The organism is Actinosynnema sp. NPDC002837 (assembly GCF_040295345.1).
GTDB lineage: Bacteria > Actinomycetota > Actinomycetes > Mycobacteriales > Pseudonocardiaceae > Actinosynnema.
In genome coordinates this window covers 20069-46498 of sequence record NZ_JBEOVG010000039.1, presented here as the reverse complement: position 1 = coordinate 46498, position 26430 = coordinate 20069, and the positions used below count along the sequence as shown (strand labels likewise).

Below are 26430 nucleotides of genomic sequence, written 5' to 3'. Positions count from 1 at the left end.
GTCGGGTTTGGTCAGGCTTGAAGGGCTGGGTTCGGTCAGGCCCAAGGGGTGGGCTCGGTCAGGTGTGAAGGGCGGGGGCGGGGGCCTAGGTAGGCCCGAGGGCGTGCTCGGTCAGGTCTGAGGGTCGTCGGGCCACGGCAGCCGCGGGTCGGGGTCGGGGCAGCGCGGTAGGACCTCGCTCAGGTAGCCGACCAGCTGGGGGTCTGGCATCGAGATGTGGTCGCCCGCGGTGGTGGCGCCGGTCAGGCGGAACGGGCCGAACCTCAGCTCAGGGCCGTTGGGGGCGGCGAGGCGGTCGGCCCACGACCCGCCGTCGCTCCACTCGATCTCCACCTTGCGGGCGAGCACGGCGGCGGTCGGCAGCAGTGGCATCACGCCGGTCGGCACGAGCGACCCGACGAGGTCGCCGCCGGTGGAGATCCGGACGCCGTAGGTCCCGCTCGCCCGCGACCACCGCCAGGCGCGGCTGTGCAGCACCAGCGGGTCCAGCCACGGCCGGGCGATCTCGACCCGGCGCAGTTCACAGGCCAGCCGGAACCGGGTCGGCACGGCGGTCGGCAGCCGCAGGCCGCCGTCGAACTCCGCGGTGGACGCCTGGTGGAAGCCGCCGCGGGCGGGGGCGGGCCCGTCGCCGCACCGACAGCGGCACGGTTCCAGCCCGGCCCCGCCGGAGCGGTCCTGGTGGGCGAAGTCGAGCTCGTCGAACGTGAAGGCGGACCACCCGTCGTCGGTGAACCACTCCCGGTACGGGGGTGCGGTGTGGACGTGCTGGTAGTGGCCGCCCACGCCGTAGGGCCGGGTCCACTGCCCGAAGCGCTCACCCAGCCGCTGCCAGAACAACGCCGGCTCCAGCGCGTCGTACTGGTCGATCGTGGCGAACGCGAGGTCGACGCCGTCCCGGTCCCCGTCCACCCGCCACCGCTCCACGGCCCGGTCGAGCGCCTTGCGCAGCCGGGGCGGCACCTTCCGGCCGCCGTTGCGCTCGGTGGCCAGCGCCTGCTCGTAGGCGGCCGACGCCTCCAGGTACGCCAGTCGGCACGCCAGGTACCGCTCGTACCGCGCGGTCGGCGCGCCGTCGGGCTGGAAGACGAGTGCGCGGGCCGCCGCCAGGTCCTGCCGCTGCCGTTCGGTCAGGTGCGTCAACGGCGGCTCCTTGCCGTTCAGCACGGCCTCGTAGACCTCCGTGACGTTCGCCGCGCCGCGCTGCACCACCCACGAGCACGCCAGCGTCGGGTTCAGCAGGTTCGACAGCACGTACTGCGTGCCCGGGTCGTCCGGGTCGAGGTTCTGCTTGACGTACTGGCCGGGCACCATGAGCGACAGCAGGGCGCCGCTGCGCTCGGCCACGGTCTGGGCGGCGGAGAAACCGGTCGCGAGCTTGCTGTACAGCTGGGCGAACAGCTCCGCGTCGAAGTCCTCCGGCGTGAGGTCGAACGGCCCGGTGCGGTACCGGGCCGTTCGGTCGTGCCGGCGTGCCGTGGTCACGGGTTGGGCCACTTCAGCGTCGGGTCGGGGTCGGGCGACTTGGGCAGCACCTCGCACACGAACGCCACGATCTGCACGTCCGGCGCGCTGATCTGGTTGTTCGCGATGACGCCGGTCTGGCTGCCGCTGTGGTCGGCCATGTTGAACCGGCCCGAGATGCTGAACGGACCGATGCCGACCGACGCCTTCGCCTTGATGGCGGTGTTCATCTGCTTGACGATCGTGTCGGTGAAGTTGCCCTTGACCAGCAGGTCCTTCGACAGGATCGCGGCGGTCGGGATGACCGTCATGGTGCCGGTCGGCGCGACGTCGGAGGCGATGTCCGCGCCGGTGGAGAACTGGCTGCCGTACGTCGGCGTGCCGGGCGCCCACCGCCACGCGCGGCTGGACAGCACCAGGGGGTTCATCCACGGGCGGTCCAGGCTGACGCGCAGGAGCTTGCAGCTGAACGCCAGCTCCGTCTGGGTCATCTTCGTGTACGACGAGTCCTTGCTGTAGTCGCCGTCGCCGGAGACCTTGAAGATGCCGAACGTGCCGTCCAGGCTGCCGGACACGCCGATGGCCTGGGACTCCTGCTGGTTGTCCATGTCCTTCTGGTCGAAGGAGAACGAGGTCCAGCCGTGCTCGCCGAACCACGACTTGTACGGCGGTGACACGCCGACGGGCTGGAACGGGCTGCCCAGCCCGGCGTCCTGGGCGCCCGTCTCGAACCGCTCGGTCAGCTTGTACCAGAACGTCTCCGGCTCCAGCGCCTCGTAGCGGGCGATGATCGCCGTGGCCGAGTCGACGGCGGAGCGGTGGCCGAGGCGCTGCCAGTCCTGGAGGGCCGCGGTGACCTTCCGCTTCAGGGACGGCGGGACGGGCGGGCCGCCGTCCTTGTAGTCCGCGTACGCGCTGTCGTAGGCCGTGATCGCGACCTCGTAGGCATCCCGGTACTTCTCGTAGACGTCCTCGTACTTCTCCGCGGTCTTGGTCGCGGCGTCGAGCTGCTTCAGCTGCTCGGGGGTGAGGTGCACCTCCGGTGCTTCCTTGTACTCGAGGACGGACCGGTAGTTGTTGTCGACCGAGCTCGCCGCGGGCTTGTACACCCAGCTGAACTGGGGGACGCGGCTGAGCAGCACGGACAGCGCGTACCAGTCGTCGAGGTCGTGCGCCGGGTTGAGGTCGGCGGGCACGTACTGGCCGGGGTTGAGGATCGCGAGCAGGAACTGCGGGTCCTGGCGCGCGGCGGTGGGGGAGTAGCGCGGTGGCAGCGGTTCGCCGAGCTCGGCGGCCAGTTCCGCGTCGCCCTGCTCGTCGGGCGTCACGCCGAGCGCGAGCGCCATCTTGGAGTACAGCTTGGTGAAGAGGGCGGCGTTCCAGTCGGTCACGACCCTCACCTCCCCGCCGTCGCGGGCTGCGCGGGCACGAACGGCAGCGCGCCGGCCACCTCGGGCACGCCGAGCCCTTCGGGGCTCAGCCAGCCCTGCGCGGTGCGGACGGCCACCAGGCAGGCCACTTCGCCGACGTGGACCGCGCTGAAGATGCGGTGCCCGTCGATCTGGATGCCCAGCACGTCCTGGTAGCTCGGCTGGCTGAACGGCATGGCGAGCATGACCCGGTTCGAGCCCGCGTACGCGGGGCTGACGGACTGCTGGAGCTTGTCGAGGTCGTCGATCACCCCGGGGACGAACGCGGCGCGGTTGTGCCACGACTCGGCCTTGAGCTCGACGATCACCTGCGCGTCCGGCGCGGCGGTCGTGTTGAGCAGCAGGTCGCACCGCTGCCGGGTGTTGGTGTAGACGGGCTGTTCCCGCAGGATCTCGGCGGTGGGCGCGGCCGTGAGGATGGACGCGGTCAGGTCGACCTGGATCCAGCCCTCCCACCCGCCCTTGACGGGCCAGTTGTACTTGAATTGGCCATCGCGCTGCCGGGTCCACCCCTGAATTGCTCCGATGAATTGCAGCACGTCGATGTGGGACATCATGCGCCTCCCAGTGGTCTCGATGTCCACTTCAGGTTGCGCGGCGCCGGCGGCGGTGGTCATCCACAATTTTGATGAAATCGCCGCCACGGGTGGCGCGGGTCGAAGTCGGGGCCGCAGCGGTGGGCGGTGGCCGCGGCGGCGGTCTGCGAGCGGACGTCGAGCTTGCGCAGGACCGCGGCGATCTGGCTGCGCACGGTGGCCACCGAGACCGACAGGTCGCGGGCGATGTCCTCGGCGCGGTAGCCCGCCGCGATGCCCGCCAGCACCCCCGCTTCGCGCTCGGTCAGCGTGCTGATGCGACGTGCCTCGTCGAGCCTCGCCCGCAGGCCGGCCAGTGCCAGGTCGCGTTCCGCGGCCGTGGGCGAGGCCGCCCGCAAGGCGTCGTGCAGGGCTTTGAGCAGGCATTCGTAGGGAAGGGCGGCGTCGACGGCCCGCGCGCCGCGGGCGACGTGGCCGATCAGGTCCTCGACGGCGCGGATGTCGCCCACCGCCACCACGACCCCGGCCCACCTGCCCTCGGCGGTGGGCAGGCGACCGGACTCGTCCTCCACGAGCACGACGCGGCGGGGGTTCGGCGGGCCCGGCGGCTCGGCCAGGCGGGGTCGCCAGCCGAGCAGCCGCAGGCCGCTGGCGAGCGCCTCGGCGAGCGCGTGCCCCTTGCCGAGCACCAGCACGTCCGCGTCGGGCGGCTGCTCGAAACGGGCGCCCCCGGTTATTCCGGGACCGTCGTCCGAAATGGTGGGCGGAGCCGAACAGCCACGTATCGGGAACAATGGGAAATCGCCCCCATCCCGAACCGGTGAACCGTTTCCAGCGATATTACCTCCGGTCGCGCATAGCGCGTCGCAATTCATCCCACCGGTTCAACGGGCCCTCCGGTGGCCACTCGGATGGCCGCACGGCGTACCGGCCGCCGGGGTGCGGTGTAGGCCGTTCGGACCAGTGGGTCACTCGGCGGGACCAGCGCCGCCACCTCCGCCGGCCGTGCCCGCCCGCGGTCCGCCTGGGTGGCTGCCAGGTCGCCCCCGGGAGGTTCACCACGCACCCCGCCGGCTACACCACCAGGCTCAGCAGGGCGGCCACCACGAACCCGACCACGGACAGGATGGTCTCCAGCACGGTCCACGTCTGGAGCGTCTCCTTCACCGACAGGCCGAAGTAGCGCGACACGATCCAGAACCCGCCGTCGTTGACGTGCGAGGCGATGATCGAGCCCGCGGCGATCGACATGACCACCAGCGCCAGCTGCGGCTGCGAGTAGTCCAGGTCGGCCACGACGGGCACGACGATGCCGGTCGTGGTCACGATCGCCACGGTGGCCGAGCCCTGCGCGATGCGCATGCCGCAGCTGATCACGTACGACAGCGCGATCACCGGCAGCCCGACGTCGGCCAGCGACGTGGCCAGCACCTTGCCGACACCCGTCGCGGACAGCACCGCGCCGAAGAACCCGCCCGCGCCGACCACCAGGAGGATCATCGCCACCGGCCGCAACGACGCGGCGGACAGCTCGGTCACCTGCTCGCGCGTCATGCCCCGGCGGAAGCCCAGCAGCCAGAACGCCAGCAGCACGGCGATCGTCAACGCCACCGCGGGCGTGCCGAAGAACGTGAACACGCCCAGCACGGTGGAGCCCTTGGGCAGCAGGATGCTGCCGAACGTGCCCGCCAGGATCAGCACCAGCGGCACCGCGATGATCCCCAGCACCAGCGACAGCGGCGGCTCGCCCTTGGCCTGCTCGCCGCGCGCCGTCTCCGCGGCGGCCAGCATCTCCTCCGGCACGGGCACGTGCAGCCGCTTGCCCATCCACGCGGAGAACAGCACGCCGCCGATGAACCACGACGGCAGCGCCACGGCCAGCGCCATGACGATGATCCAGCCGAGTTCCACGCCGAGCATGCCCGCCGCCGCGACGGGACCGGGGTGCGGCGGCATGAACGCGTGCGTCACCGACAGCCCGGCCAGCAGCGGCATGGCGTACAGCACGATCGACCGGCCGCTGCGCTTCGCGGCCACGTAGACCAGCGGAGCGAGCACGAAGATGCCGATGTCGAAGAACACCGGCACGCCGAAGATCAGCCCGGACAGGCCCATGGCGAGCGGGGCGCGGTTCTCGCCGAACGCCCGCAGCAGGGACCGGGTCAGCACCTCCGCGCCGCCGGAGGCCTCCAGGATCGAGCCGAGCAGCGTGCCGAGGCCGATGATCGCGGCGACGTGGCCGAGGATGCCGCCGAAACCCTTCTCCACCAGGGAGTCCGACGCCTTCTGCGCCGAGCCGACCAGCGTCTCCACGGGCAGGCCCGCGGCGAGCGCGACCAGCAGGCCGACCACGAGCAGCGCGATGAACGGCTCGACCTTCCACCTGATGATCATCGCCAGGAGGAGGGCGATGCCGATCGCGGACAGCGTCAGCAGCCCTCCCGTGCTGTGCTGCAACCAGTCGATCACGGGCGGCTCCGGTGGTGTCGCAGGGAACGGCCGGGCAGGGCGTCGGTCCGCCCTCCCTCGTCGAGCACGGGCACCCCGTTGACGACGACGTGGGTGATGCCCGCGGCGGCCTGCCGGGGTTCGGCGAACGTCGCGGTGTCGGCGATCGCGTCGGGGTCGAACAGGACGAGGTCGGCGGCGTGCCCCTCGCGGACGAGTCCCCGGTCGGCGAGCCGGAGCCGCCGCGCGGCCCGCCCGGTCAGGTGGGCCACGCACTCCTCCAGGCCCAGCACGCCGAGTTCGCGCACGTACCGGGCGAGGTAGCGGGGGAACGTGCCCCACGCGCGCGGGTGCGGCCGGTCGCCGACCAGCAGGCCGTCGCTGCCGCCGGTGTGCGCGGGGTGCCGCATGATCGCGCGGACGTTGTCCTCGTGGCCGACGTGCATCAGGCACGAGGTGCCCAGCCGTTCGGAGAGCAGCACGTCGAAGTACAGCTCGGCGGGCGGCCGGCCCGCCCGGCGCGCCGACTCGGCGACCGAGTGCCCGACCAGGTGGGCGTTCTCGGCCTTGCGCACACCGTTGACCTCGATGGCGGACCAGTCGACCGGCACGCCGTGGCAGCCGTCGGAGCCGGTCTCCTCGACCTCGACCCGGATCCGCTCGCGGGTGCCCGGATCGGCCAGCCGGGCCAGGGTGGCCTCCGGTCCGCCCTCGCCCGCCCAGCTGGGCAGCAGCGCCGACAGGTACGTCGCGCCGGGCAGGTACGGGTAGGTGTCGAGGGTGATGTCCGCGCCGTCCGCGATCGCCCGGTCCAGCAGGTCCAGCAGCTCGCCCGCCCGACCCCGGTTGACCTCGAAGTTCATCGTGGCGTGCGCGAGGTGCAGCGGGCAGCCGGCGTCACGCGACACGCGCACCATCTCCGCGTACGCCTCCAGCGCGCCCGCGCCGTAGCTGCGGTGGTGCGGGCTGTAGAACCCGCCGTGCGCGCCGACGACCCGGCACAGCTCGGTCAGCTCGGCGGTGTCGGCGTACATGCCGGGCGTGTAGGTCAGGCCGGACGACATGCCCATCGCGCCCTCGCGCAACGACCGCGCCAGCACCTCCCGCATCCGGTCCAGCTCGGCGTCGGTGGCGGGCCGGTCCTCGTAGCCGACGCACAGCATCCGCAGCGTGCCCTGCGGCACGAGGTAGGCGGCGTTGACCGCGATGCCCCGGTCGAGGCGGTCCAGGTACTCGCCGACGGAGCGCCAGCCCCAGTCGAAGCCGGGCGGGTCGTCGTTCCACCCGGCCAGCTGCGCGCGCAGCACGGCCAGCACGTCGTCGTCCACGGGCGCGTAGGACAGCCCGTCCTGGCCGAGGACCTCGGTGGTGACGCCCTGGGACACCTTGGCCAGGTGGTCGGGGTCGGCCAGCACTTGGACGTCGGAGTGGGAGTGCATGTCGATGAAGCCGGGCGCGAGGACCCGGCCGTCGGCGTCGATCACCCGCCGCCCGTCGAGCCGGTCGCCGATCGCGGCGATCCGCCCGTCGCGCACGCCCACGTCCGCCCGGTAGGAGGGCGCGCCGGTGCCGTCCACCACCCGTGCGCCCCTGAAGACGATGTCCACGCCGAACCCCCTAGAAGTAGGTGCGGATCAGGTCGACCACGGTGGTGCCCTCGACCACCGGGATCAGCGGCCACTTGTCGAACACCGTGCAGGGGTGGGACAGGCCGAGGCCCACCCAGTCGCCGACCTCGACGTCGTCGCCGGACAGCCGCACGAACGCGTGCTGGTCGTTGAGCGCGGTGACCTCGGCGGAGAACGGCCGCTCGACGCCGTCCAGGCCGCGCCGGACCTGCGGCTCGGGCAGTCCCTCGTCGAACGACGCGTCCCGCTTGCCCAGCGTCAGCAGCGCCAGGTCGGGCTGCGGACGTGAGGTGACCTGCGCCCACGCGCGCAACGCGCTGCGGAACGGTTGCGCGCCGGGCGTGCGGCCCAGGGGCGAGATGCCGCGGTAGAACCCGTCGTCGTGGGTGATGTACGCGCCGCTGCGCAGCACCGGCCGCACCGGGAACGGCCACGGCTCGGTGAGCTTCGCCGCCACCTGGTCGAAGTACGCGCTGCCGCCGGCGGTGACGATCGGCTCGTCCACCCAGAACAGGTCCCGCGCGGCGATCGCCAGCTCGCGCAACGAGGTCAGGTAACCGTCCACGACGGACCGCGCGGCCGGTGACGCGTCGTGCGCCAGCGCGCCCTCGTAGCCGCCGACGCCGGCCAGGCGCAGCGCGGGGCTCGCGGCGGCGGCCCTGGCCACCTCCAGCGCGGTGGCCAGGTCCCGCGCGCCGGTCCGCCCGCCGCGCGCCCCGAGCTCGACCAGCACGTCGACCGGCCGTTCGACCGCGCCCAGCGCCTCGGTCATCCGCGCCACGCCCGCGACGGAATCGACCCAGCAGGTGAACTCGAACGTGTCGTCGGCGGCCAGTTCCGCGGCCAGCCACCGCAGCCCGGCGGGGTCGACGAGCTGGTTGGCCAGCACCACCCGCGCCACCCCGAACGCCCGGTAGACCCTCAGCTGGCTGGTGTTGGCCGCGGTGATCCCCCACGCGCCGTGCGCCAACTGGCGGGCGAACAGCTGCGGGGCCATGGTCGTCTTGCCGTGCGGCGCCAGCAGCACGCCGTGGTCGGCGCACCAGCGGGCCATGGTGGCGAGGTTGTGCTCCAGCGCGGCGGCGTCCAGCACGACCAGGGGTCCGACGAACCCGTCGGCGAACAGGTCGAGCCGGCGGGCGGCCACGTCGCCGATCGTGGCGCCGAACGCGTCGGCGGGCAGGCCCTTGAACCGCCAGTCGACCCGCTCGTCGCGGATGGCGGCCACAGCGTCGAGATCCACGTCTCCCGCTCCTAACGTTGCGCATTTTGCAACGGCTATTGCGCGATGTGATGCTGGAGTGTGTAACATTCGGTCACCGCCGCCGTCAATCAAGGAGTTCGGATGCGGTTCGACCTGCCGGGCGGCGTGGTGTGCCTGGGCGAGACCATGGCGGTGCTGTTGCCCGCCGAACCCGGTCCGGTGCGCGCGGCGCGCACGTGGACCCGGGCGATCGGCGGCGCCGAGTCCAACGTGGCCATCCACCTGGCCCGGCTCGGCGTGCGCAGCCGCTGGGTGAGCGCGGTGGGCGACGACGCGTTCGGCGGGGCGGTCCTCGACGCGGTCGGCGGCGCTGGCGTGGACGTCACCGGCGTGCGCGTCGACCCCGACCGGCCGACCGGCCTCTACGTCAAGGAAGCCGACGCCGCCGGCAGCCCCGTGCGGTACTACCGGCGCGGCTCGGCGGCGTCCGCGATGGGACCGGCCACGCTGGACCGGCTGCGGTGGGACGACGTCGCGCTGGTGCACGTCAGCGGCATCACCGCGGCGCTCTCGGACAGCTGCCTCGAGCTGCTGCGCGCCGTCCTGCGCCGGCCGCGGTCCGCGCCGGTGTCGTTCGACCTGAACTGGCGGCCCGCGCTGTGGCACGACCGCGACCCGGCCGTGCTGCGGGACCTCGCCGACGCGGCCGACATCGTGCTCGCCGGCGCCGACGAGGCGCACGCCGTGTGGGGGACCGGCGACCCGGCGGCGCTGCGGGCGTTGCTGCCCGGCCCGACGACGCTCGTGGTCAAGCACGGCGCACGCGGCGCGACCGTGGTCGAGGGCGGCGCGTCGACGTTCCAGCCGGGCCTGCGGGTGGACGTGGTGGAACCCGTCGGCGCGGGCGACGCGTTCGCCGCCGGCTACCTCGCCGCGCACCTCGCCGGCGAGCCACCGGCGCGCCGACTGCGCGCCGGGCACCTCCTGGCCGCCTCCGCGCTGCTCACCAGGGAGGATGTCGGCGAGTCGCTGCCGCCCGCGGTGACCGTGCCACTGCTGGACGCCGATTCCCGCACGTGGGCCGCCGCACACCTGAGGAGACGTCGATGAGCCAAAGCCTGGACCGGGCGCTGACCCTGGTGGGGGAACTGGCCACCGGGCCCAAGACGCTGGACGAGCTGTCGGGCGTCATCGAGGTGCACAAGTCGACCACCATGAGGCTGCTGCGCACGCTGGAGTCGCACCGGTTCGTGCAGCGCGAGGGCGTGCACCACTACCGGCTGGGCACCGCCCTGTTCGACCTGGCCAACCGGGCGCTGGAGGAGCGGGACGTGCGGCGCAGCGCCGAGAACGCCCTGCGCGAGCTCAACGCCCGCACCGGCTACACCGTCCACCTGGCCTCCTACGAGGACGGCGAGGTCATCTACATCGACAAGTACGACAGCACCCACCCGATGCGGATGTACTCGCGCATCGGCAGACGGGCCCCGCTGCACTGCACCGCCGTGGCCAAGGTGCTGCTGTCGGACCTGCCCGAGCCGCGCCGCCGCGAGGTCGCCCGGTCCATCGACTACGTGCCGCTGACCGCGAACACCATCACCACGCCGGACGCGTACCTGGCCGAGCTGGACCGCGTCCGCGCCGCCGGCTACGCCGTCGACAACGCCGAGCACGAGGACTTCATCCACTGCGTCGCCGCGCCCATCCGCGGCGCCCGCGGCGAGGTCGTCGCCGCCGTGTCGATGTCCGTGCCCAAGGTGCTGCTGGACTTCGACGGGCTGCTCGGCCACCTGCCCGACCTGCTCGCCACCGCGCGGGCCGCCTCCGTCGAGTGCGGCTGGACGCCGCGCGACTGAAGACCCACCAGGAAGGAAACGCACAACCCATGGCGAAGACCGAGATCAGGACCGCCGACGCGCCCACCCCCGTGGCCGCGTTCTCCCAGGGCGTCCGCAAGGGACCCGTGCTGCAGGTGGCGGGCCAGGTCGCGTTCGACCCGGCCACCGGCGCCGTCGTCGGCGACACCGTGGCCGAGCAGACCAGGCAGGCGATGCGCAACGTGATCGCCGTGCTGGCGGCCGGCGGCGCGACCCTCGCCGACGTGGTGATGCTGCGCGTCTACCTCACCGACACCGCGCACTTCGCCGAGATGAACGCCGCCTACGGCGAGTTCGTCACCGAGGAGCCGTTCCCCGCCCGCACCACCGTCTACGTCGGCCTGCCCGACAAGCTGCTGGTCGAGATCGACGCCCTCGCGGTGGTCGAGTAGCCGTCACGGAGCCGGGGCGTCCGGGGGCAGCTTCGCCTGCGCCACGTCCGCCCCGCTCAGCTTCGCCCCCTCAAGTCCGAACCGGTCAGGCCGACGTCACGCAGACCGGCGCCGGCAACGCCCTCCGCACGACCTCGCGCAGCCTCGTCCTCTGCTCCTCGTCCTCTGGTCCGCTCCTGATCTTCCGCGACCAGGCAGGGTCGACACCCCTCATGCGGAACACAGTGCCAGTCCCGCCGAAAAGTGCCCGAATGGGCGACCAACGGCCCCGGCAGTTGCCCGAACGGGCGATCGCGCGTACTTCTGCCGGTTGTTCTGCGTGGTGTCGGGCGCGCGCGGGCGATTGACTGGCCACAACCCCAAGAGCACGTCAGGGAAGGACCCGGCGATGGCTAGGAACGCATCACCGATCGGCTGATCGACAGCGGCCTCACAGAGCAGCGGCCTGGTCGCGGGACACCCCAGCCGCGACCGGGTCGCCCAGGTCGTCGAGCACGTCGGCCAACGCGCCGAGCACGACCGCCAGCCGGTGGTGCCGGTGATCCGACGCCAGCGCCGCCGCCCGCGTCAGCTCCACCCGCGCGCCCTCCGGATCGCCGAGCCGGTGCAACGCCAACCCGCGCAGGTAGTGGGCGTCGCACAGGCTCGGCGGCGCGGTCGCCGAGCGCAACAGCTCCAACGCCTCGTCCGCCGCCGCCAGCACCTCCGGCCACCGCTGCAACCGACCCAGCGTGTCCGCCGTGCGCACCAGCAGCGTCGCCGACATCTCGCTCGCCATCACCGGCGCCAGGTCCAGCTTCCCCGCCCGCACGTTCGCCAGCAGCTCCCGGTGCACCCGCACCGCGTCCTCGTACCGCGCCAACCCGTCGAGCACCAACCCCAGGCACGACAACGAGATCTGCTCACCCAGCGGGAACCCCGCCTGCCGGAACAACTCCTGCGCCCGCACCGCGCTGACCTGCGCCTCCTCCAACCGCCCGGTCCGCAGCTCCGACACCGACCGGTAGTGCACCGCCCAGCCCTGCTCCGTCACGTCACCCGCCGCCACCGACGCGCGCCACGCCTCGTCGTACAACGCCAACGCCTCCGGGTACCGGCGCATCAGCACCGACAGCGTCCACGTCAGGAAGTTCAGCTGCACGGCCTCGTCGCGCACGCTGCCCAACGCCCGCGCCGCCGCCACCCCCGCGGTGAACACCTCGACCCACGTCTCGGCCCGCCCGCGCTGGTCGGAGTACCAGTGCATCGCGGTGGCCAGCCGCAGCACCTCCGCGGGCAACCCGTTCGAGGCCGCCCACCGCATCGCGCCCAACCAGTTCGCGGCCTCCGCGGTCAGCCACGCGTCCGCGTCCTCCTGGCTGCCCAACGGCCCCGACGGCGTCGTGCGCGCGTCCGGGCCGAAGAACCCGGCCGCCGCCACCGCCGTGCCCAGCAGCCAGTCCGCCATCCGCCGCCGCCCCTGCGCCACCACCGGCGCCGGCTCCTCGTCGAGCAGCCGTTCACCGGCGAACACCCGGATCAGGTCGTGGAACACGTACCGACCGGGCACCTCCGCGGTGTCCAGCAGGCTCATGTCCACCAACTCCTCCAACGTGTCCTCGGCCGCGAACCGGTCCACGTCGGCCAGCACCGCGGCCAGGTCCGGCCCGAAGTCCGCGCCCGGCACCAGCGACAACCGGCGGAACAACACCGCCGCCTTCTCGCCGAGCTGCCGGTAGGACATCTCGAACGCCGTCCGCACCTGCAGGTCGCCCGCCGTCAACGCCGACAACCGCCGCCGCTCGTCCACCAGCTGCCCGGCCAGGTGCCCGATCGTCCACTTCGGACGACTCGCGAGCCGGTTGCCCGCGATCCGCAGCGCCAGCGGCAGGTGACCGCACAGCTTCGCCACCCGCGCCGTCGCCACCGGCTCCGCACCCACCCTCGCCCGCCCCGCGATCGCGCCGAGCAGGTCGAACGACTCGACCGGGTCCAGCACGTCCAACCCCAGCCGGTGACCCGCCTCCAACCCGCCGAGCACCAACCGGGACGTCACCAGCACCAACGACCCCGACCCCGTCGCCAACAACGGCCGCACCTGCGCCTCGTCGGACGCGTTGTCCAGCACCAGCAACGTCGACCGCTCCCGCAACCGCGCCCGGTACAGGTCCGAGCGCTCCGCCTCGCCCGCCGGGATCTCCTTCTCCGGCACGCCCAGCGCCACCAGCATCCGGTGCACGACCTCCGACGGGTGCACCGGCCGCACGTCCATCCCGCGCAGGTTGAAGAAGAAGCACCCGTCCGCGAAACGAGACGCCAACTGGTACGCCGCCCGCACCGCCAACGCCGTCTTCCCCGCGCCCGGCGGACCGTGCACCACGACCAACGAGGTGGTCCGCGTCCCCTCCGCCACCGCCGCCAACTCGGCCAGCTCGACCTCGCGACCCGTCAGGTCGGCCACGTCCGGCGGCAACGCCGACGGCGTCGCGGGCGACGGCGCGCGCCGCGCCCGACCCTCCTTGGCCGCGTCCAGCAACTCCCGGATCTCGTGCTCCGCCAACGAGAGCACACCGGCCAGCGCCTCCACCGTGCGCCGCTGGGGCCCCTTCGCGCGACCGCGCTCCATGTCGCTGATCGCCCGCACGCTGACCCCGGAACCCTCCGCCAGCTCCTCCTGCGTCAACCGGACCCGCAACCGGTGTGCGCGCAGCAGCTCACCGAACGTCATCCCCACGCTTGCGACAGTAGTGCCACCCGCCGCGACACCGACCCGCGGTCGCGGCGACGACCGTCACGTCGGTTTCCGGTAACGCCCGGGTGGTAAGACCACACCTCATGAAGTGGTACGCGGATCGTTCGCCCCGACTGGCGTGGCAAGTGGTCGCCGACCTGCTCGCGGTCGCCTGGACCTGGTTCTGGGTGGACGTCGCCACGGCGGTGGGCGACGCGGTCCGCGCGCTGCGCGCGCCCGGCGACGGCCTGACCACCGCCGGGCAGGGCCTGAGCGACACGTTCGGCGACGCCGCCGCCAAGGCCCGCGAGGTGCCGCTGGTCGGCGGGAAGCTCGCCGACGCGCTCGAACGCGGCCGCTCCGCCGGCGGCACGCTGACCGACGCGGGCCAGGCCCAGGTGGCGGCCGTCGAGTCCACCGCGCTGTGGCTCACCACCGCGCTCATCGCCATCCCGCTGGCGTTCGTGCTGATCACGTGGCTGCCGCTGCGGCTGCGGTTCGCCCGACGGGCCGCGGTGGCGCGGCGGCTGCGCGACCAGGGACGGCTCGACCTGCTCGCGCTGCACGCGCTGACCACCCTGTCGCTGCACGACCTGGCGACGTTCCCCGGCGACCCGGTCGAGGGCTGGCGGCGGCAGGACCCCGAGGTCATCGAGGCGCTGGCCGCCCGGCGGCTGCGGGCCAGCGGCGTCCGGCCGTGACGCCGGGGCCCGCTCCGACCCCGGCGTCACGTCGCGATCACGCCATCCGGTGCCAGAAGACCTGGCCCGTCGGACCGTAGAGCACCACGTTCGAGTCGTTCTGCACGATCAGCCGGTCGGCCGCCGTGCCGTGCGTGTTCGTGTGCCACACCGGCTGACCGGCCTCCGTGTAGATCACCAGGTTGCCGTCGTGCTGGAGGACCACGTACGCCGCGCCCGTGCCGTGCGTGTTCGTGTGCCACAGCGCCTGACCGGCCGCCGTGTACAGCACCAGGTTGCCGTCACCCTGCATGACCAGCGTGAACCGGCCGTCCTGGGACACCTTGGCCTGCCCCGCCCGCAGGCCCTCGCCCCGGACCAGCGTGTCGGCGCCCGGCTGCGGCGGCGGCGCGGAACCCGTGAACAGCAGCGCGTTCGGCGAGCCCGTGCCCGGGTTGCCCACCTTGTTCGGCGTCGCGGCGGACACCAAGGCGTCCCGGACCTGCTGCGGCGACGCGCCCGGATTACCCGCCAGGACCAGCGCGGCGGCGCCCGCCACGTGCGGCGACGCCATCGACGTCCCGCTGATCGTGTTCGTGGCGGTGTCACCCGTGCTCCACGCCGACGTGATGCCCACGCCCGGCGCGAACACGTCCGTGCACGTGCCCCAGTTCGAGAACGTCGCCCTCGCGTCGGAGCTGTCCGAGGCGTTGACCGTGATCGCCTCCGCCACCCGGGCGGGTGAGTACGAGCACGCGTTGGCGTTCGAGTTGCCCGACGCGACGGCGTACGTGACGCCCGACGCGATGGACCGGCGCACGGCCGCGTCCAGCGTGTCGTTCGCGCCGCCGCCGAGGCTCATGTTCGCCACGGCCGGCTTCAGCGCGTTCGCCGTGACCCAGTCCACCCCGGCGACGACGCCCGCGATCGTGCCCGAACCGGAGCACGTGAGCACCTTCACGCCGTGCAGCCGGACGGCCTTCGCCACACCGTGCGCCGCGCCGCCGACCGTGCCCGCGACGTGCGTGCCGTGACCGTTGCAGTCCGTGTTGTTGCCGTCACCGGTGGTGTTGGCGTCGAAGGTCGCCCGGCCGCCGAAGTCCGCGTGCGTGGCGCGGATGCCGGTGTCGATGATGTAGGCGTGCACGTTGCCCGCCGTGGTCGCGTAGCCGTAGTTCGCGTTCAGGGGCAGGTCGCGCTGGTCGACGCGGTCCAGGCCCCACGACGGCGGGTTCGGCTGGTCCGCCAGGGCCTCCACCCGCTGGTCCTGCGCGACGTAGGCCACCGCCGGGTCGGCCGCCAACCGCTTCGCCGCCCGTTCGCTCATGGTCGCCGCGAAACCGTTCAACGCCGACCGGTACCGGTGGGTGACGTGGGCGCCCACCTTCGCCGCCAGCACGTCCGCGCCGGCGCCGTCCTCCAACACCACGATGTAGCTGCCCGGAACGGCCGTCGGGCCACCGGCGTCGCGGATCTGCGGCTCGGCGGCCTGCGCGGGCGCCACGCCCAACACCGCCGCCAACACCACCGACGCACCGACACCGACCGCTCGGACTGATCGAATCCAGGGCGCGCGTAACTCTCCCATGTGGGGTTCTCCCTCGTGCAGGGTCGAGGATCAGGAGTTCGCGCGAACCCCTCCGACCCTGGCACGCCCACGTGCCGAACCTCCACCTCCCCGCAAAGCAACCCTTCGGCATCGGGCAGCGGACACGCAATCGTGCGGGGAACAGCACCGACCAACGGGTGAAACCCCACCGCCGGCGGCCGTGCCGCCCGCCCGACTGCGCGACCCTCAGGTGACTCACGCGGCGATCCGGAGGTGTCGCAGCCGTGGTGCGCCAACCCGAGCCGACGGTGCGGAACACGTCGACCGCCGACACCATCGGCACCGTCGTCCAGGTCGGCGTGGTGAAGGGCGGCATCAGCGTCCACCACCCGCATCCACTACCCGTCCCCCGGAACCTCCCGCCCCGCACGCCCACCTTCACCGACCGCCACGACGACCTCGCCCGGATCTGTGCCGACACCATTGGTACACCGCCCGTGCTCGTGGTGGACGGCATGCCCGGCGTCGGCAAGAGCGCCCTGGTGGTGCACGCCGCGCACGAACTGGCCCAGCGCTACCCGGACGGTCAGGTGTACCTCGACATGCGCGGCTACACCGCCGGGCAGTCACCGCTGAGCACCGGTGAAGCGCTCGGCATCCTGTTGGAGACGCTCCACGTGCCGCCCCGCACCATCCCCCGATCACTCGAAGCCAGGGTGGCGCTGTGGCGCTCGTTGCTCGCTCCCCGGAAGCTCCTGATCGTCCTGGACAACGTCGTGCGCTTCGCCGACGCCAGACCGCTGCTGCCCGGAACGGGGATGTCCCGGTGCCTGGTCACCAGCCGACGGAGGATCGGTGTCGCGGACGGCGTGACCACGCTCTCCCTCCGCACCCTGCCCGTGCGGGAAGCGGCCGACCTCTTCGCGAAGTGCGCCGGACTCCCTCCGACCCCGGCGATCCGACCCGACACCCTCCACCTGGTCCGCAACTGCGGCCACCTCCCGTTGGCGATCACCATCGCCGCCGCCTGGCTCCGCAAGCACAGCGCCTGGAGCGTCGCGGAACTCGACACCAAACTCACCGACGCGGTCGCCGTGCTCGGACTTCAGGGGGAGGACGCTCACGTGGCCACGGCGTTCCAGCTGTCGTACCGGGACCTCACGCCACCTGCGCAGGAGCTGTTCCGCGCACTGGCCTTGCACCCTGGACCCGACATCTCCGCGCACTCGGCCGCCGCGCTGCGCTCGCTCGACCACGCCACCGCGCAGCGACTCCTCGACCACCTCTTCGACCGCCACCTGCTCGAAGAACACCGACCGGGCCGTTACCGGATGCACGACCTCGTCCGCGAGTTCGCCCGCGAGCTCGGCCGAGAGCACGACGACGAGGCCGACCGCGCTCTGTCCGTCCGCCGTCTCCTCGAAGACCTCTTCCGCAGGGCACAGGCAGCAGCACGACTCATCCCCACACCGATCAGCACACCTCGGGACGACACGCCCGAAGACGACGGGCGGCGTCACGCGGAGCCGACCGACTACTCCAGTGCCATCCAGTGGTTCAGGTCGGAGCTGCCCAACCTGGTCTCCTGCGTGCGCTACGCGTCGGCCCACGACGTGAAGCCCTACGCCTGGTCGATCGTCGCCGAGATCGGGCATGTCCTGTGCATCTGCGGAGACAGTGAGGAAGTGCCGGCAATCCACACGGCCGCGATCGAGGCGGCCGAGGCGCACGGTGAGCTGTCGGCACAGCGCGGCATGTTGCTCAACCTCGGCACGGTCCACCTCCAACAAGGCGACTACCCGGCCGCGCGAGCGGCGCTCACCCGGGCGCTCCGGATCTCGCCCGACGCCCACGACCAGCGGGGCATCGCCCTGTCGTTCACCTACCTCGGTGGCGCGAGCCAACAAGAGGGGAACTACGCCGATGCGTCCGCCCACCTGGAGCGGGCGCGCAGGATCTTCGTGGAACTGGGCGACCTCCACGGAGAAGCCGAGGCGCTCGGTCGGATCGGGGTCGTGCACCTCCAACAGGGCGAACGGACAGCCGCCCTCGCGTCCTTGCAACGCGCCTTTGCCCTGTTCGCGCAGGTGGGCGACCGACGAGGGGTGGCCGGCGCACTGGTCCACATCGGCGTCGTCCACTACCGGCTCACCGGCGACGTCCCGGCGGCCCTGCGACACCTGGGCGAAGCCCTCCTCGTCAACCGCGAACTCGGCGACCGCTACGACGAGGCCTGGACGCGTTCGGGCATCGGCATCGCCCACCGGGTCGCGGGTGAGCCGGAAGAGGCGCTGACACACCTCGACCAGGCCTTGCGGTCGCACCGTGAGATCGGCGACCGCCAAGGCGAGGCCACCGCCCTCGTGCACCTCGGCGCGGTGCAGCGGCAGCTCGGCAACGCCGACGTCGCCCGGGAGCTGCTCGAGGAGGCGCTGGACCTGGCCAGGGCGATCGGCAACCGCCGCGAAGAGGCCAACGCGCTCGCCGAACTGGGCGAACCGGGGCCCGGGGAATGAGCTGTCAGTACACGGGGCCGGTGTACTTCTCGCCGGGGCCCTGGCCCGGCTCGTCCGGGTACGCCGACGCCTCGCGGAACGCCCGTTGCACGGACTGCAACCCCTCGCGCAGCGGCCCGGCGTGCGGGCCCAGGTACTCGGCGGACGCGGTGACCAGGCCGGCCAGCGCGGTGATCAGGCGGCGTGCCTCGTCGAGGTCGCGGCGAGGGCTGTGCTCGGGGTCTTCGTCGGCCAGGCCGAGGCGCTCGGCGGCGGAGGAGAGCAGCATGATCGCCGCCTTGCTGATCACCTCGACGCTGGGAACATCGGACAGGTCGCGGACGTTGTTCGAAGGCAGGTCGGTCACGGGAGCCATTCTCGCAACCGCCCCCGACCGGTCGCCGATTCGGGGGTTGACAAGGCCATCTGCTACTATTCTCCGCGCGACCAGTCCCCACACGTGTGGGGACGGCAAGTGGAGCCCCGCTCCCACCCGAGTCTGCCGCTTCGTGCAGGTGGCCGGGTCCGGTCCATCGAAGGGTCGACTGCGCCCTTCGTTGTGCGATCGGTAGGAAGCGGGCCTCACACCGGGCAGGTGTGGGGCCTCTTGTCTTTGGCGCACAACGAGTCACAAAGGACGTGAATGACAAGTCCCTCGAACCGAGGTGCTCCGGTGAGCACCGAGCCGCGCATCAACGACCGCATCCGCGTGCCCGAGGTTCGTCTGGTCGGGCCGAACGGCGAGCAGGTCGGGATCGTTCGCATCGAGGACGCGCTCCGACTCGCCCAGGAATCGGATCTCGACCTCGTCGAGGTCGCCGCACAGGCTCGGCCGCCGGTCTGCAAGCTCATGGACTACGGCAAGTTCAAGTACGAGAGCGCGCAGAAGGCCCGTGAATCGCGCCGCAACCAGCAGCTGACGGTCATCAAGGAGCAGAAGCTCCGGCCGAAGATCGACCCGCACGACTACCTGACGAAGAAGGGCCACGTGGCCCGCTTCCTGTCGCACGGGAACAAGGTCAAGGTGACCATCATGTTCCGCGGCCGTGAGCAGTCCCGGCCGGAACTGGGTTACCGACTGCTGCAGAGGCTCGCCGAGGACGTCGCCGAGCTGGGGTTCGTCGAGTCGAACCCGAAGCAGGACGGCCGCAACATGATCATGGTGTTGGCGCCGCACAAGACCACGAAGACCCGTCCGATCAAGAACGACAGCGCCGACGAGGCGACGGACGAGTCTGTCGAAGAGTGATCTCCCGGCCTCCGGGCCGGGAGCAAGCATGGCCGCCCCCATCCCCGGTGGCTGCACGAGACTGAGGACGGAAATGCCCAAGAACAAGAGCCACAGCGGGACCTCCAAGCGCGTGAAGGTCACCGGCAGCGGCAAGCTCGTCCGCGAGAAGGCCGGCAAGCGCCACCTGCTGGAGAAGAAGTCCAGCAAGCTGACGCGTCGTCTCGCCGGCACGACCGAGGTCGCGAAGAACGACGTGCCGCGGCTGAAGAAGCTGCTCGGCCTCTGAACGTCCGAGGCCGTCCGAGCCTCCGAGGCCTAAGACCTTCACCCCCTTGAACACCGGGGTCGGCCCCCACCGGCCCCACGAGATCGACAGGATGGACCCGTGGCACGCGTCAAAAGGGCAGTGAACGCCCAGAAGAAGCGCCGTACCACCCTTGAGCTCGCCAGCGGCTACCGCGGCCAGCGTTCGAGGCTGTACCGCAAGGCCAAGGAGCAGGTGCTCCACTCGCTCAACTACGCCTACCGGGACCGCCGCGCCCGCAAGGGTGACTTCCGGAAGCTGTGGATCCAGCGCATCAACGCCGGTGTCCGCGCCAACGGCATGACGTACAACCGCTTCATCCAGGGCCTGCGGCTCGCCGGCATCGAGGTGGACCGCAAGATCCTCGCCGAGCTGGCCGTCAGCGACCCCGGCGCGTTCACCGCGCTGGTCGAGGCCGCTCGCGCCGCCCTGCCGAGCGACGTGAACGCGCCCGTCGAGGACAAGGCCTGAGCGCGGACGATCGCGCACCACGACCCGGGGATGCTCCGTTTACCGAACGGACACCCCGGGTCGTTGCCGCTAAGCGGCTGACCAGGCGTTCCGGCCGTGATCGCGCCGAACGGTTCCTCGCCGAGGGCGCGCAGGCCGTGCGCGAGGCCCTGGCCTGGGCGGCAGCCGGGCGCGGCCGGGTGCACGAACTCTTCGTCACCGCCGACGCCACCACCCGCAACGGTTCGCTGGTGCACGCCGCGGTCGACGCCGGCGTGCCCGTCAGCCCCGTGACCGACAAGGCCGCCGCCGCGCTGTCGGAGACCGTGACGCCGCAGGGCATCGTCGCCGTGTGCTCGCTGGTCGACGTGCCGGTGGCGGAGGCGCTCTCGCCGGGCGTGCGGCTGGTGGCCGTGCTGCACGGCGTGGCGGACCCCGGCAACGCCGGCACGGTGGTGCGCGTGGCCGACGCGGCGGGTGCCGACGCGGTGATCTTCGCGGGCGACGCGGTCGACCCGCACAACGGCAAGTGCGTGCGCGCGTCCACGGGCAGCGTGTTCCACCTGCCGATCGCGCGGGTGCGGGACGCGGATGCGGCGTTCGCGGCGTGCCGGGAGGCGGGGCTGCGGCTGGTCGCGGCGGACGGGTACGCGCCGGAGGACCTGGTGACGGCCGACCTGCGCGGTGATCTCGCGGCGCCGACCGGGTGGGTCTTCGGCAGCGAGGCGCACGGGTTGCCGGACGAGGTCGTGGCGAGCTTGGACGCTTCGCTGAAGGTGCCGATCTACGGCGAGGCGGAGAGCCTCAACCTCGCGACCGCCGCAGCGGTGTGCCTCTACGCTTCCGCTCGCGCTCAGCGGGTCTGACGAGACGGCTCGGCTGACTGCTCGCGGGACGGCTCGGCTGACTGCTCTGCGGTTCTGTTCGGTGGTGTTGCTCGGTGGTTCTGCCGGGTGAGGGTTGCCAGCGGCCGGCGATGGCTCGGCGGTCTCACGCGGCGCGGCGCGGCTGGCTCGGTGGGGTCGGCTGGCGACGGTTCGGTGTGGCCGGTGACTGGTGGCTGGTGGTGGTGAGGCCGGTGGTGGGTGGTTGGGGCACGTGGTGCTGGTGCCTTGGCCGGCCTCCTTCTTGTTCTAGGCGACGCGCGAGTTCGATTTTGGTTCTCGCCAGAACGGTGATTCGCTCGATCTGGTGATCATGGTTGACATTTGTGCCGAAGCGGTGGCGGCGTGCTGACCAGCGGGTTTGGTGGTCAGCACGCCGAATCGTCAGGTGTCCAGGCGGGTGGTGAGGGTGCGGAGTAGGGGGTCTCCCGAGGTCGGTTTGGACTGGGTTCGGAGAGCTTGCTCGAGCACGTTCGCGATGTCGCCGAGGATCTGCGGCGGGGTCTCGTCGGTCAGCAGGGTGCCGGCCCGGCGGGTTTCGGCTTCCGCGTTGGCCGCATCTCCGGACTCCAGGAGGAACCTCGCGCCCCGGGCCACCAGGAACGTCTGCCAGTCCGAGTCGCCCAGTTGGGCGGCCAGCTCCTCGGCGATGCCGTTCTGCTCGATCGCCGCCGCGTGTTCACCCGCCTGGACGTGCAGGAACGCCCGGATCGCGGCGATCCGCGCGGTCAGGTGGGTGCGGTGGTCGGGGTCCTCGACGGCGGGCAGGAGTTGTTCCGCCTCGGTCAGGGTGGTGGCGCACTCGGCGGCCTCTTCGTTCGGCAGCGCGGCGGCGGCCTCGACCAGGGAGCCCGCGGCTTCGGCCGGTTCCGACACCTCCTGCCACGCGGCCGCGGCGCCCTGGTAGGCGGACGCGGCTTCCAGCGGCAGGTCGAGGCGGCGCAGGACGCCCGCCAGGACGTCCAAGACCATGGCACGCCGCCACGGCTCGTCGGCCGGCACGAGGCCCAGGGCCACTTCCAGGTGACGGCGGGCGGCCTCGGTCTCGTCCAGCCGGGCGCACACCTGACCCAGCCGGTAGCGGACGGGGACGACGATGTCCGGGTCCACCTCGCCGCCGTCGATCACGCGCACGGCCTCTTCCAGGGCTTCGGCGGCCTCGACGAAACGGCCCGCCTTCAGGTATCCGCCGGCCAGCGCGTAGCACGCCTTCGCCACGTCGTCCGGCACGCCGACCTCGTGCCCGATCGCGACCGCCTCACGCAGTTCGGCCAGGTGCTCGGCCTCCAGCCCCAGCCGTTCGACCGACGCCACCCGCTGCCGGTGCGCCTCGGCCGTCCACGGTCCGCGCGGCGTGCTGAACGCGCCGACGAACTCGGCGGCGACGCGCACCGCGTCCTCCTCGCCGCGCACGGTCTGGATCTTCAGCAGCAGGCGCAGCGCGTCGAACCGCACCGAGGCCGTCGGCGCGTCCGACAGCACGGCCACGACCTCGGCGTGCGCCTCGTCCAGGTGACCGGTGCCGGCCAGGTGCTGGGCCCGGTCGCAGCGCGCCCGCGCCACCAGCTCCGGGACCTCGGCCCGCGCCAGCTCCAACGCCTCCGCGGTCAACGCGTCCAGCTCGTCGGTCTCGTCCTCGTCCGCCAGCAGGTCCGCGAGCAGCAGCCTGGTCAGCACCCGCGTGTACGGGGTGCCCGCGACCTCCGCCTCGGCCAGGCACGTGCGCGCCGCCGCGATGGCCTCGGCCGGCCCGTCGTCCTCGGCGCGCAGCCCCGCGCCACGCGCCCGGAACCGGTTGGCCAGGTCGTGCTCGCCGCACGTGACCAGCCGCTCGACCGCGACGTCCAGCTCGGCCAGCACCTCCGCCTTCGGCCGCACGTGCGCGCTCACGATCGCCCGCCGCGCCGCGACCAGCGCGCCCAACGTCTCGGGCAGCAACGGGTCCATGTCCTCCGGCAACGACCTCAGCAGCCGCATGCCGGTGATGAACTCGCCGCTGTCGAACGCGTCGCACAGCTGTTGCGCCAGCTCGACGGGGTCGGCGACCGCCACCGGGTCGTCCTCGTCCACCACGGGAGCGGGCGTGGACGCGACCGGCACCGCCAGCGCCACGGGGATCGTGTCCGGCGCGGCCAGCGTCCGCCGGATGCGGGTGCTCACCGCGTCACTGCCGTTGCGCTCGTCGAACTTCGCCGCGATCTCCAGCGCCTGCGCCTGGAGCAGCTCGCGCAGCTCCGGCGCGGTCAGCACGGTCGTCCGCCCGTCCCGCGGCACGGCGAACTCCTCGTCCGCCGACACCCGGCTGAGCAGCAGCGCCGCGCCCGCTGCGAAGTGCATGGCCCGTGACGGGCTGGTGGAGTGGTGCACCCGGTGCAGGTGGCCGCGCAGCAGCTCCACGCCGCGCCGCACGTTGCCCGACGTCGCGCAGAACTCCAGGTGGTCGTCCAGGTAGCCGCCGACCAGGTCGTCGCGCACCAGCCGGTACGCCACCACGTGCGCCTGCCGGGCCCGGTCCACGTCGCCGAGCGCCACGAACGCGGGCGTCAACGTGGTCAGGATGCCCTGCGGCTGGGTGGCGCAGCCGGTGTCCTGCTCCAACTGGTGCTCGGCGTGCGCGACGGCCTCGGCGTGCCTGCCCTGCCGGATCAGGTGCCCGGCCTGCTCCTCGACGACGCACGCCTCGCAGTCGCTCATCGGGCCGCGGTCCATCGCCAGGTACTTCGCGAAGTGCTCCCGGTACGCCTCGTCGTCGCCGACGTGCGCGGCCACGTCGGCCCGCGCGCCGTGCACCGGCTGCATCGAGTACCCGAGCCGCTGGTAGCGCTCGGCGAGCTGGTCGACGAACGACCCGATCTGCGCCAGCGTGAACCTCGGGTCCGCGATCAGGCCGCTGACGATCCACTTGTGCGCCCAGTCGTAGCTGTGCGTCTCCCACTCGTCGAACGCCGTGGGGTCGCGCTGCTCGGCCGTGCCGCACCAGGCGAACGGGGCCAGCATCAGGTCGTAGCGGCCGAGGTCGTAGGCCGAGCGGATCAACGCGATCCGGCAGCTCACGGCCAGCGGCAGGTGGTCGAGGGCGTCCGCGGCACGGGCCGCGCGCTCCAGCGCCTCGTGCCGCGCCATGCCCTCGGGCATGTGGTAGGCCTCGACGAACTGCCGCTCGGCGGCTTCCTTCTCCTCGTTCACAGGTGATCCCCCACAGCGCGGTCCAGCAGTTCCAGGAACGAGCGGTTCAGCGCCGCGGTGTCCTTCGGGCGCATCGGACGCCGTGCCTGCAGCAGTGCGTGCACGTACAGCGACTCCACGGTCAGCTCCACCAGCGCCGGGTCGGTCAGCTGCGCCAGCCGCCGCACCAGCGGGTTGCGGCAGTTGAGCACCAGCCGCTGCGCCGCGTCCGACGTCGACTCGACCAGGCTGCCCAGCAGCTCCGCCCACAGCGGGTCGGCCTGCTCGCCGACCTGCTGCGCGTCCCGCTTGCGCTCCGCTTCCACGTTCGTGACCAGCAGCGCGGGCAGCGAGCCCGGGTCGAAGTCGCGCGGCACGGCCTCGCAGTCGTGCCGCTCCAGCACGTCCTTGGCCAGGGTGAGCCGTTCGCGCAACGCGCGCTCCAGCTCGGCGTCCGGGTCGCCCAACGCGGCCAGCACCTCGCTCGGCGCGACCCGGCGGGCGGCGGTGGGTCCGTCCAGGGCGACCAGCCGCTCCATGATCTCCGCGTCGTAGGCGTAGCCCGCGTTGACCAGGCCCATGCCCTGCGCGTGCGCGACCGGCGCGAGCTGGCGGAACTCGTCCACGTCCGGCACGTGCGCGATGGCGCCGTGCTTGCGGCGGAACTGGCGCAGCGACTGCGGGCCGTCGGTGGTCTCGAACGGCAGCCACCGCTCGACCAGCCGCAGCATCTCGTCGTCGACCCTGGCCAGCGACTTGATGCCCAGGTGGTGCGCGTCGAGCAGGGCCCGGGTGCGGTCGGGGTCGGTCGCGTCGAGCCGGACCAGCCAGTCGCGGACCTGGCGGCCCAGCTCCTCGCGCACGGCCAGCAGCGTCTCGTCCTGGTAGAGCGACTCGCGGCTCGCGGTCGGCCGCAGCGACGTGGAGTCGACCACGCAGCGCACGAAGTAGGCCCACTCCGGCAGCAGGCCTTCGATGGAGTCGCCGACGAGCATCCGCTTGAGGTACACGCGGTGCGACTGGCGGGCGCCGGGGTGCACGCCGCTCGGCAGCACGTAGGCGACGCCGCGCAGGCCGACCGTGGGCACCTCGACCGGGATCGCGTCGAACGGGCGCACGCCGAGCACCTTCTCGCCGTACGCCAGCGCGTCCTCGACCCACGGCAGCTCGCCGTGCGTGACGACCTCGTCGCCGACCCGGACCGTCACCGGCAGCAGCGCGCCGTACTCGGTGACGAGCGCCTTCACCACGTCGTGCTCGAGCCAGTGCTCGGAGTCGCGGTGGGGCACCAGTTCGATGGTGGTGCCGACCGGGATCGCGGAGTCCGCGCCGTCGGCGGAGCCGACGAAATCCACCTCGTAGTTGCCCGCCGCGTCGGCCGTCCACCGCACCGCGGGGCCGCCCTTGACCGAGCGGCTGACGAGCCGGATGCGCTCGGCGACCAGGAACGCCGACAGCAGGCCGACGCCGAACTGGCCGAGGAAGCCCTGGCGGGCGAAGCCCAGGTCGTCGCGCTTGGACGTGCGGCCGAGCGTGGACAGCAGGTCGTGCACCTCGCGCTCGGTGAGGCCGATGCCGGTGTCGGTGATGCGGAGGGTGCCGCCGGAGGACCCGACCGGCTCGATCACGACCTCGCCCGGCGCGTCCGGTTGCAGCGCGCGGCGGGCGGTGATCGCGTCCACCGCGTTCTGCAGCAGCTCGCGCGCGTACACGCGGGGGCTGCTGTAGAGGTGGTGGCTGAGCAGGTCGATGATCCCGCGCAGGTCGACACCGAAGGTGTGTGCCATGGGAGTGGAGTTCACCTCGGGTCAGGTCACGGGGGAGGGACGATTCTAAGGGCGTGCCGGCGGCTTGTGACCCGGTTTTCCGCTGATCGCCCGCCGGGGTCCTGCTCGCGGGGTCAAGACTGCCACGGCCCACCGACAATTCCCGGAACCGAAGGGGCGGTCGGCCACACTCCCGGGCCGGCGCGGGTGGGCACGG

At 72.5% G+C, this 26430-nt stretch carries 21 protein-coding genes; 9 read left to right on the top strand and 12 right to left on the bottom strand.

Going from position 1 to position 26430, the window contains the following annotated elements; translation table 11 throughout:
- Window positions 1-111: 111 nt before the first annotated feature.
- The 7 genes from ABTZ99_RS24800 to ABTZ99_RS24770 all read right to left on the bottom strand — a co-directional run bounded on the left by ABTZ99_RS24800 (window position 112) and on the right by ABTZ99_RS24770 (window position 8749).
- The gene (locus ABTZ99_RS24800) at window positions 112-1485 is read right to left on the bottom strand and encodes a hypothetical protein (protein ID WP_499614344.1); all 1374 of its coding nucleotides are present in this window, start codon (window positions 1483-1485) and stop codon (window positions 112-114) included.
- Window positions 1482-2855, bottom strand: coding sequence for a hypothetical protein (locus ABTZ99_RS24795; protein WP_498782475.1), 1374 nt, complete (start codon window positions 2853-2855; stop codon window positions 1482-1484). Before ABTZ99_RS24795 ends, ABTZ99_RS24800 begins: the two co-directional genes overlap by 4 nt.
- 5 nt (window positions 2856-2860) lie before the next feature.
- Window positions 2861-3511 carry a hypothetical protein gene (locus ABTZ99_RS24790; RefSeq protein WP_499614341.1) on the bottom strand — a complete coding sequence of 217 codons (651 nt, stop codon included), beginning with the start codon at window positions 3509-3511 and terminating at the stop codon, window positions 2861-2863.
- The gene (locus tag ABTZ99_RS24785) at window positions 3508-4119 is read right to left on the bottom strand and encodes a response regulator transcription factor (protein WP_498782479.1); all 612 of its coding nucleotides are present in this window, start codon (window positions 4117-4119) and stop codon (window positions 3508-3510) included. The genes ABTZ99_RS24790 and ABTZ99_RS24785 overlap by 4 nt, the downstream gene beginning before the upstream one ends.
- A 385-nt stretch (window positions 4120-4504) precedes the next feature.
- Window positions 4505-5899: a GntP family permease gene (locus ABTZ99_RS24780; protein ID WP_499614338.1), complete on the bottom strand. Its 1395-nt coding sequence runs from the start codon at window positions 5897-5899 to the stop codon at window positions 4505-4507.
- Complete coding sequence (locus ABTZ99_RS24775) at window positions 5896-7485, bottom strand: N-acyl-D-amino-acid deacylase family protein (RefSeq protein WP_499614336.1); 1590 nt, start codon at window positions 7483-7485, stop codon at window positions 5896-5898. Before ABTZ99_RS24775 ends, ABTZ99_RS24780 begins: the two co-directional genes overlap by 4 nt.
- A gap of 10 nt (window positions 7486-7495) precedes the next feature.
- Entirely contained in the window at window positions 7496-8749 is a 1254-nt protein-coding gene (locus ABTZ99_RS24770; RefSeq protein WP_499614334.1) for an amino acid deaminase, read from the bottom strand.
- Window positions 8750-8851: 102 nt separating this feature from the next.
- Between ABTZ99_RS24770 and ABTZ99_RS24765 the strand changes: the two genes are divergently transcribed.
- From ABTZ99_RS24765 to ABTZ99_RS24755, 3 genes are read left to right on the top strand one after another with little or no spacing between them, the layout of a single operon-like run.
- On the top strand, window positions 8852-9820 hold the full coding sequence (locus tag ABTZ99_RS24765) for a sugar kinase (protein WP_499614331.1): 969 nt from the start codon (window positions 8852-8854) through the stop codon (window positions 9818-9820).
- On the top strand, window positions 9817-10566 hold the full coding sequence (locus ABTZ99_RS24760) for an IclR family transcriptional regulator (protein WP_498782489.1): 750 nt from the start codon (window positions 9817-9819) through the stop codon (window positions 10564-10566). The genes ABTZ99_RS24765 and ABTZ99_RS24760 overlap by 4 nt, the downstream gene beginning before the upstream one ends.
- Before the next feature lie 29 nt (window positions 10567-10595).
- Window positions 10596-10979, top strand: coding sequence for a RidA family protein (locus ABTZ99_RS24755; protein ID WP_498782491.1), 384 nt, complete (start codon window positions 10596-10598; stop codon window positions 10977-10979).
- A 430-nt stretch (window positions 10980-11409) separates the two neighbouring features.
- Here ABTZ99_RS24755 and ABTZ99_RS24750 read toward each other — a convergent pair whose 3' ends face one another.
- Complete coding sequence (locus ABTZ99_RS24750; RefSeq protein WP_499614414.1) at window positions 11410-13686, bottom strand: ATP-binding protein; 2277 nt, start codon at window positions 13684-13686, stop codon at window positions 11410-11412.
- Window positions 13687-13793: 107 nt separating this feature from the next.
- Here ABTZ99_RS24750 and ABTZ99_RS24745 point away from each other — a divergent pair, with 107 nt between their 5' ends.
- Complete coding sequence (locus tag ABTZ99_RS24745; RefSeq protein ID WP_498782493.1) at window positions 13794-14390, top strand: hypothetical protein; 597 nt, start codon at window positions 13794-13796, stop codon at window positions 14388-14390.
- A 37-nt stretch (window positions 14391-14427) separates the two neighbouring features.
- On the opposite strand, the gene ABTZ99_RS24740 is transcribed toward ABTZ99_RS24745, so the two are convergent.
- Window positions 14428-15957 (bottom strand): S8 family serine peptidase, encoded by a 1530-nt coding sequence (locus ABTZ99_RS24740; RefSeq protein WP_499614327.1) that lies wholly within the window; start codon window positions 15955-15957, stop codon window positions 14428-14430.
- A gap of 245 nt (window positions 15958-16202) precedes the next feature.
- Between ABTZ99_RS24740 and ABTZ99_RS24735 the strand changes: the two genes are divergently transcribed.
- Window positions 16203-18434: an ATP-binding protein gene (locus ABTZ99_RS24735; RefSeq protein ID WP_499614324.1), complete on the top strand. Its 2232-nt coding sequence runs from the start codon at window positions 16203-16205 to the stop codon at window positions 18432-18434.
- Between the two features lie 4 nt (window positions 18435-18438).
- On the opposite strand, the gene ABTZ99_RS24730 is transcribed toward ABTZ99_RS24735, so the two are convergent.
- Window positions 18439-18789 (bottom strand): DUF1844 domain-containing protein, encoded by a 351-nt coding sequence (locus ABTZ99_RS24730; RefSeq protein ID WP_053722440.1) that lies wholly within the window; start codon window positions 18787-18789, stop codon window positions 18439-18441.
- Between the two features lie 267 nt (window positions 18790-19056).
- On the opposite strand from ABTZ99_RS24730, the gene infC reads away from it, so the two are divergent.
- The 4 genes from infC to ABTZ99_RS24710 all read left to right on the top strand — a co-directional run bounded on the left by infC (window position 19057) and on the right by ABTZ99_RS24710 (window position 21264).
- Window positions 19057-19662, top strand: coding sequence for a translation initiation factor IF-3 (gene infC, locus ABTZ99_RS24725; protein ID WP_498782499.1), 606 nt, complete (start codon window positions 19057-19059; stop codon window positions 19660-19662).
- Window positions 19663-19735: 73 nt separating this feature from the next.
- Window positions 19736-19930, top strand: coding sequence for a 50S ribosomal protein L35 (gene rpmI / locus ABTZ99_RS24720; protein WP_123746324.1), 195 nt, complete (start codon window positions 19736-19738; stop codon window positions 19928-19930).
- 99 nt (window positions 19931-20029) lie between these two features.
- A complete protein-coding gene (gene rplT, locus ABTZ99_RS24715; protein WP_073892005.1) occupies window positions 20030-20419 on the top strand; it encodes a 50S ribosomal protein L20 in 390 nt (129 codons plus the stop codon).
- Window positions 20416-21264, top strand: coding sequence for a TrmH family RNA methyltransferase (locus tag ABTZ99_RS24710; protein ID WP_498782546.1), 849 nt, complete (start codon window positions 20416-20418; stop codon window positions 21262-21264). Before rplT ends, ABTZ99_RS24710 begins: the two co-directional genes overlap by 4 nt.
- Before the next feature lie 402 nt (window positions 21265-21666).
- On the opposite strand, the gene ABTZ99_RS24705 is transcribed toward ABTZ99_RS24710, so the two are convergent.
- Window positions 21667-24468 (bottom strand): hypothetical protein, encoded by a 2802-nt coding sequence (locus ABTZ99_RS24705; RefSeq protein ID WP_499614319.1) that lies wholly within the window; start codon window positions 24466-24468, stop codon window positions 21667-21669.
- Complete coding sequence (locus tag ABTZ99_RS24700; protein WP_499614316.1) at window positions 24465-26234, bottom strand: HSP90 family protein; 1770 nt, start codon at window positions 26232-26234, stop codon at window positions 24465-24467. The genes ABTZ99_RS24705 and ABTZ99_RS24700 overlap by 4 nt, the downstream gene beginning before the upstream one ends.
- Window positions 26235-26430 lie beyond the last annotated feature (196 nt).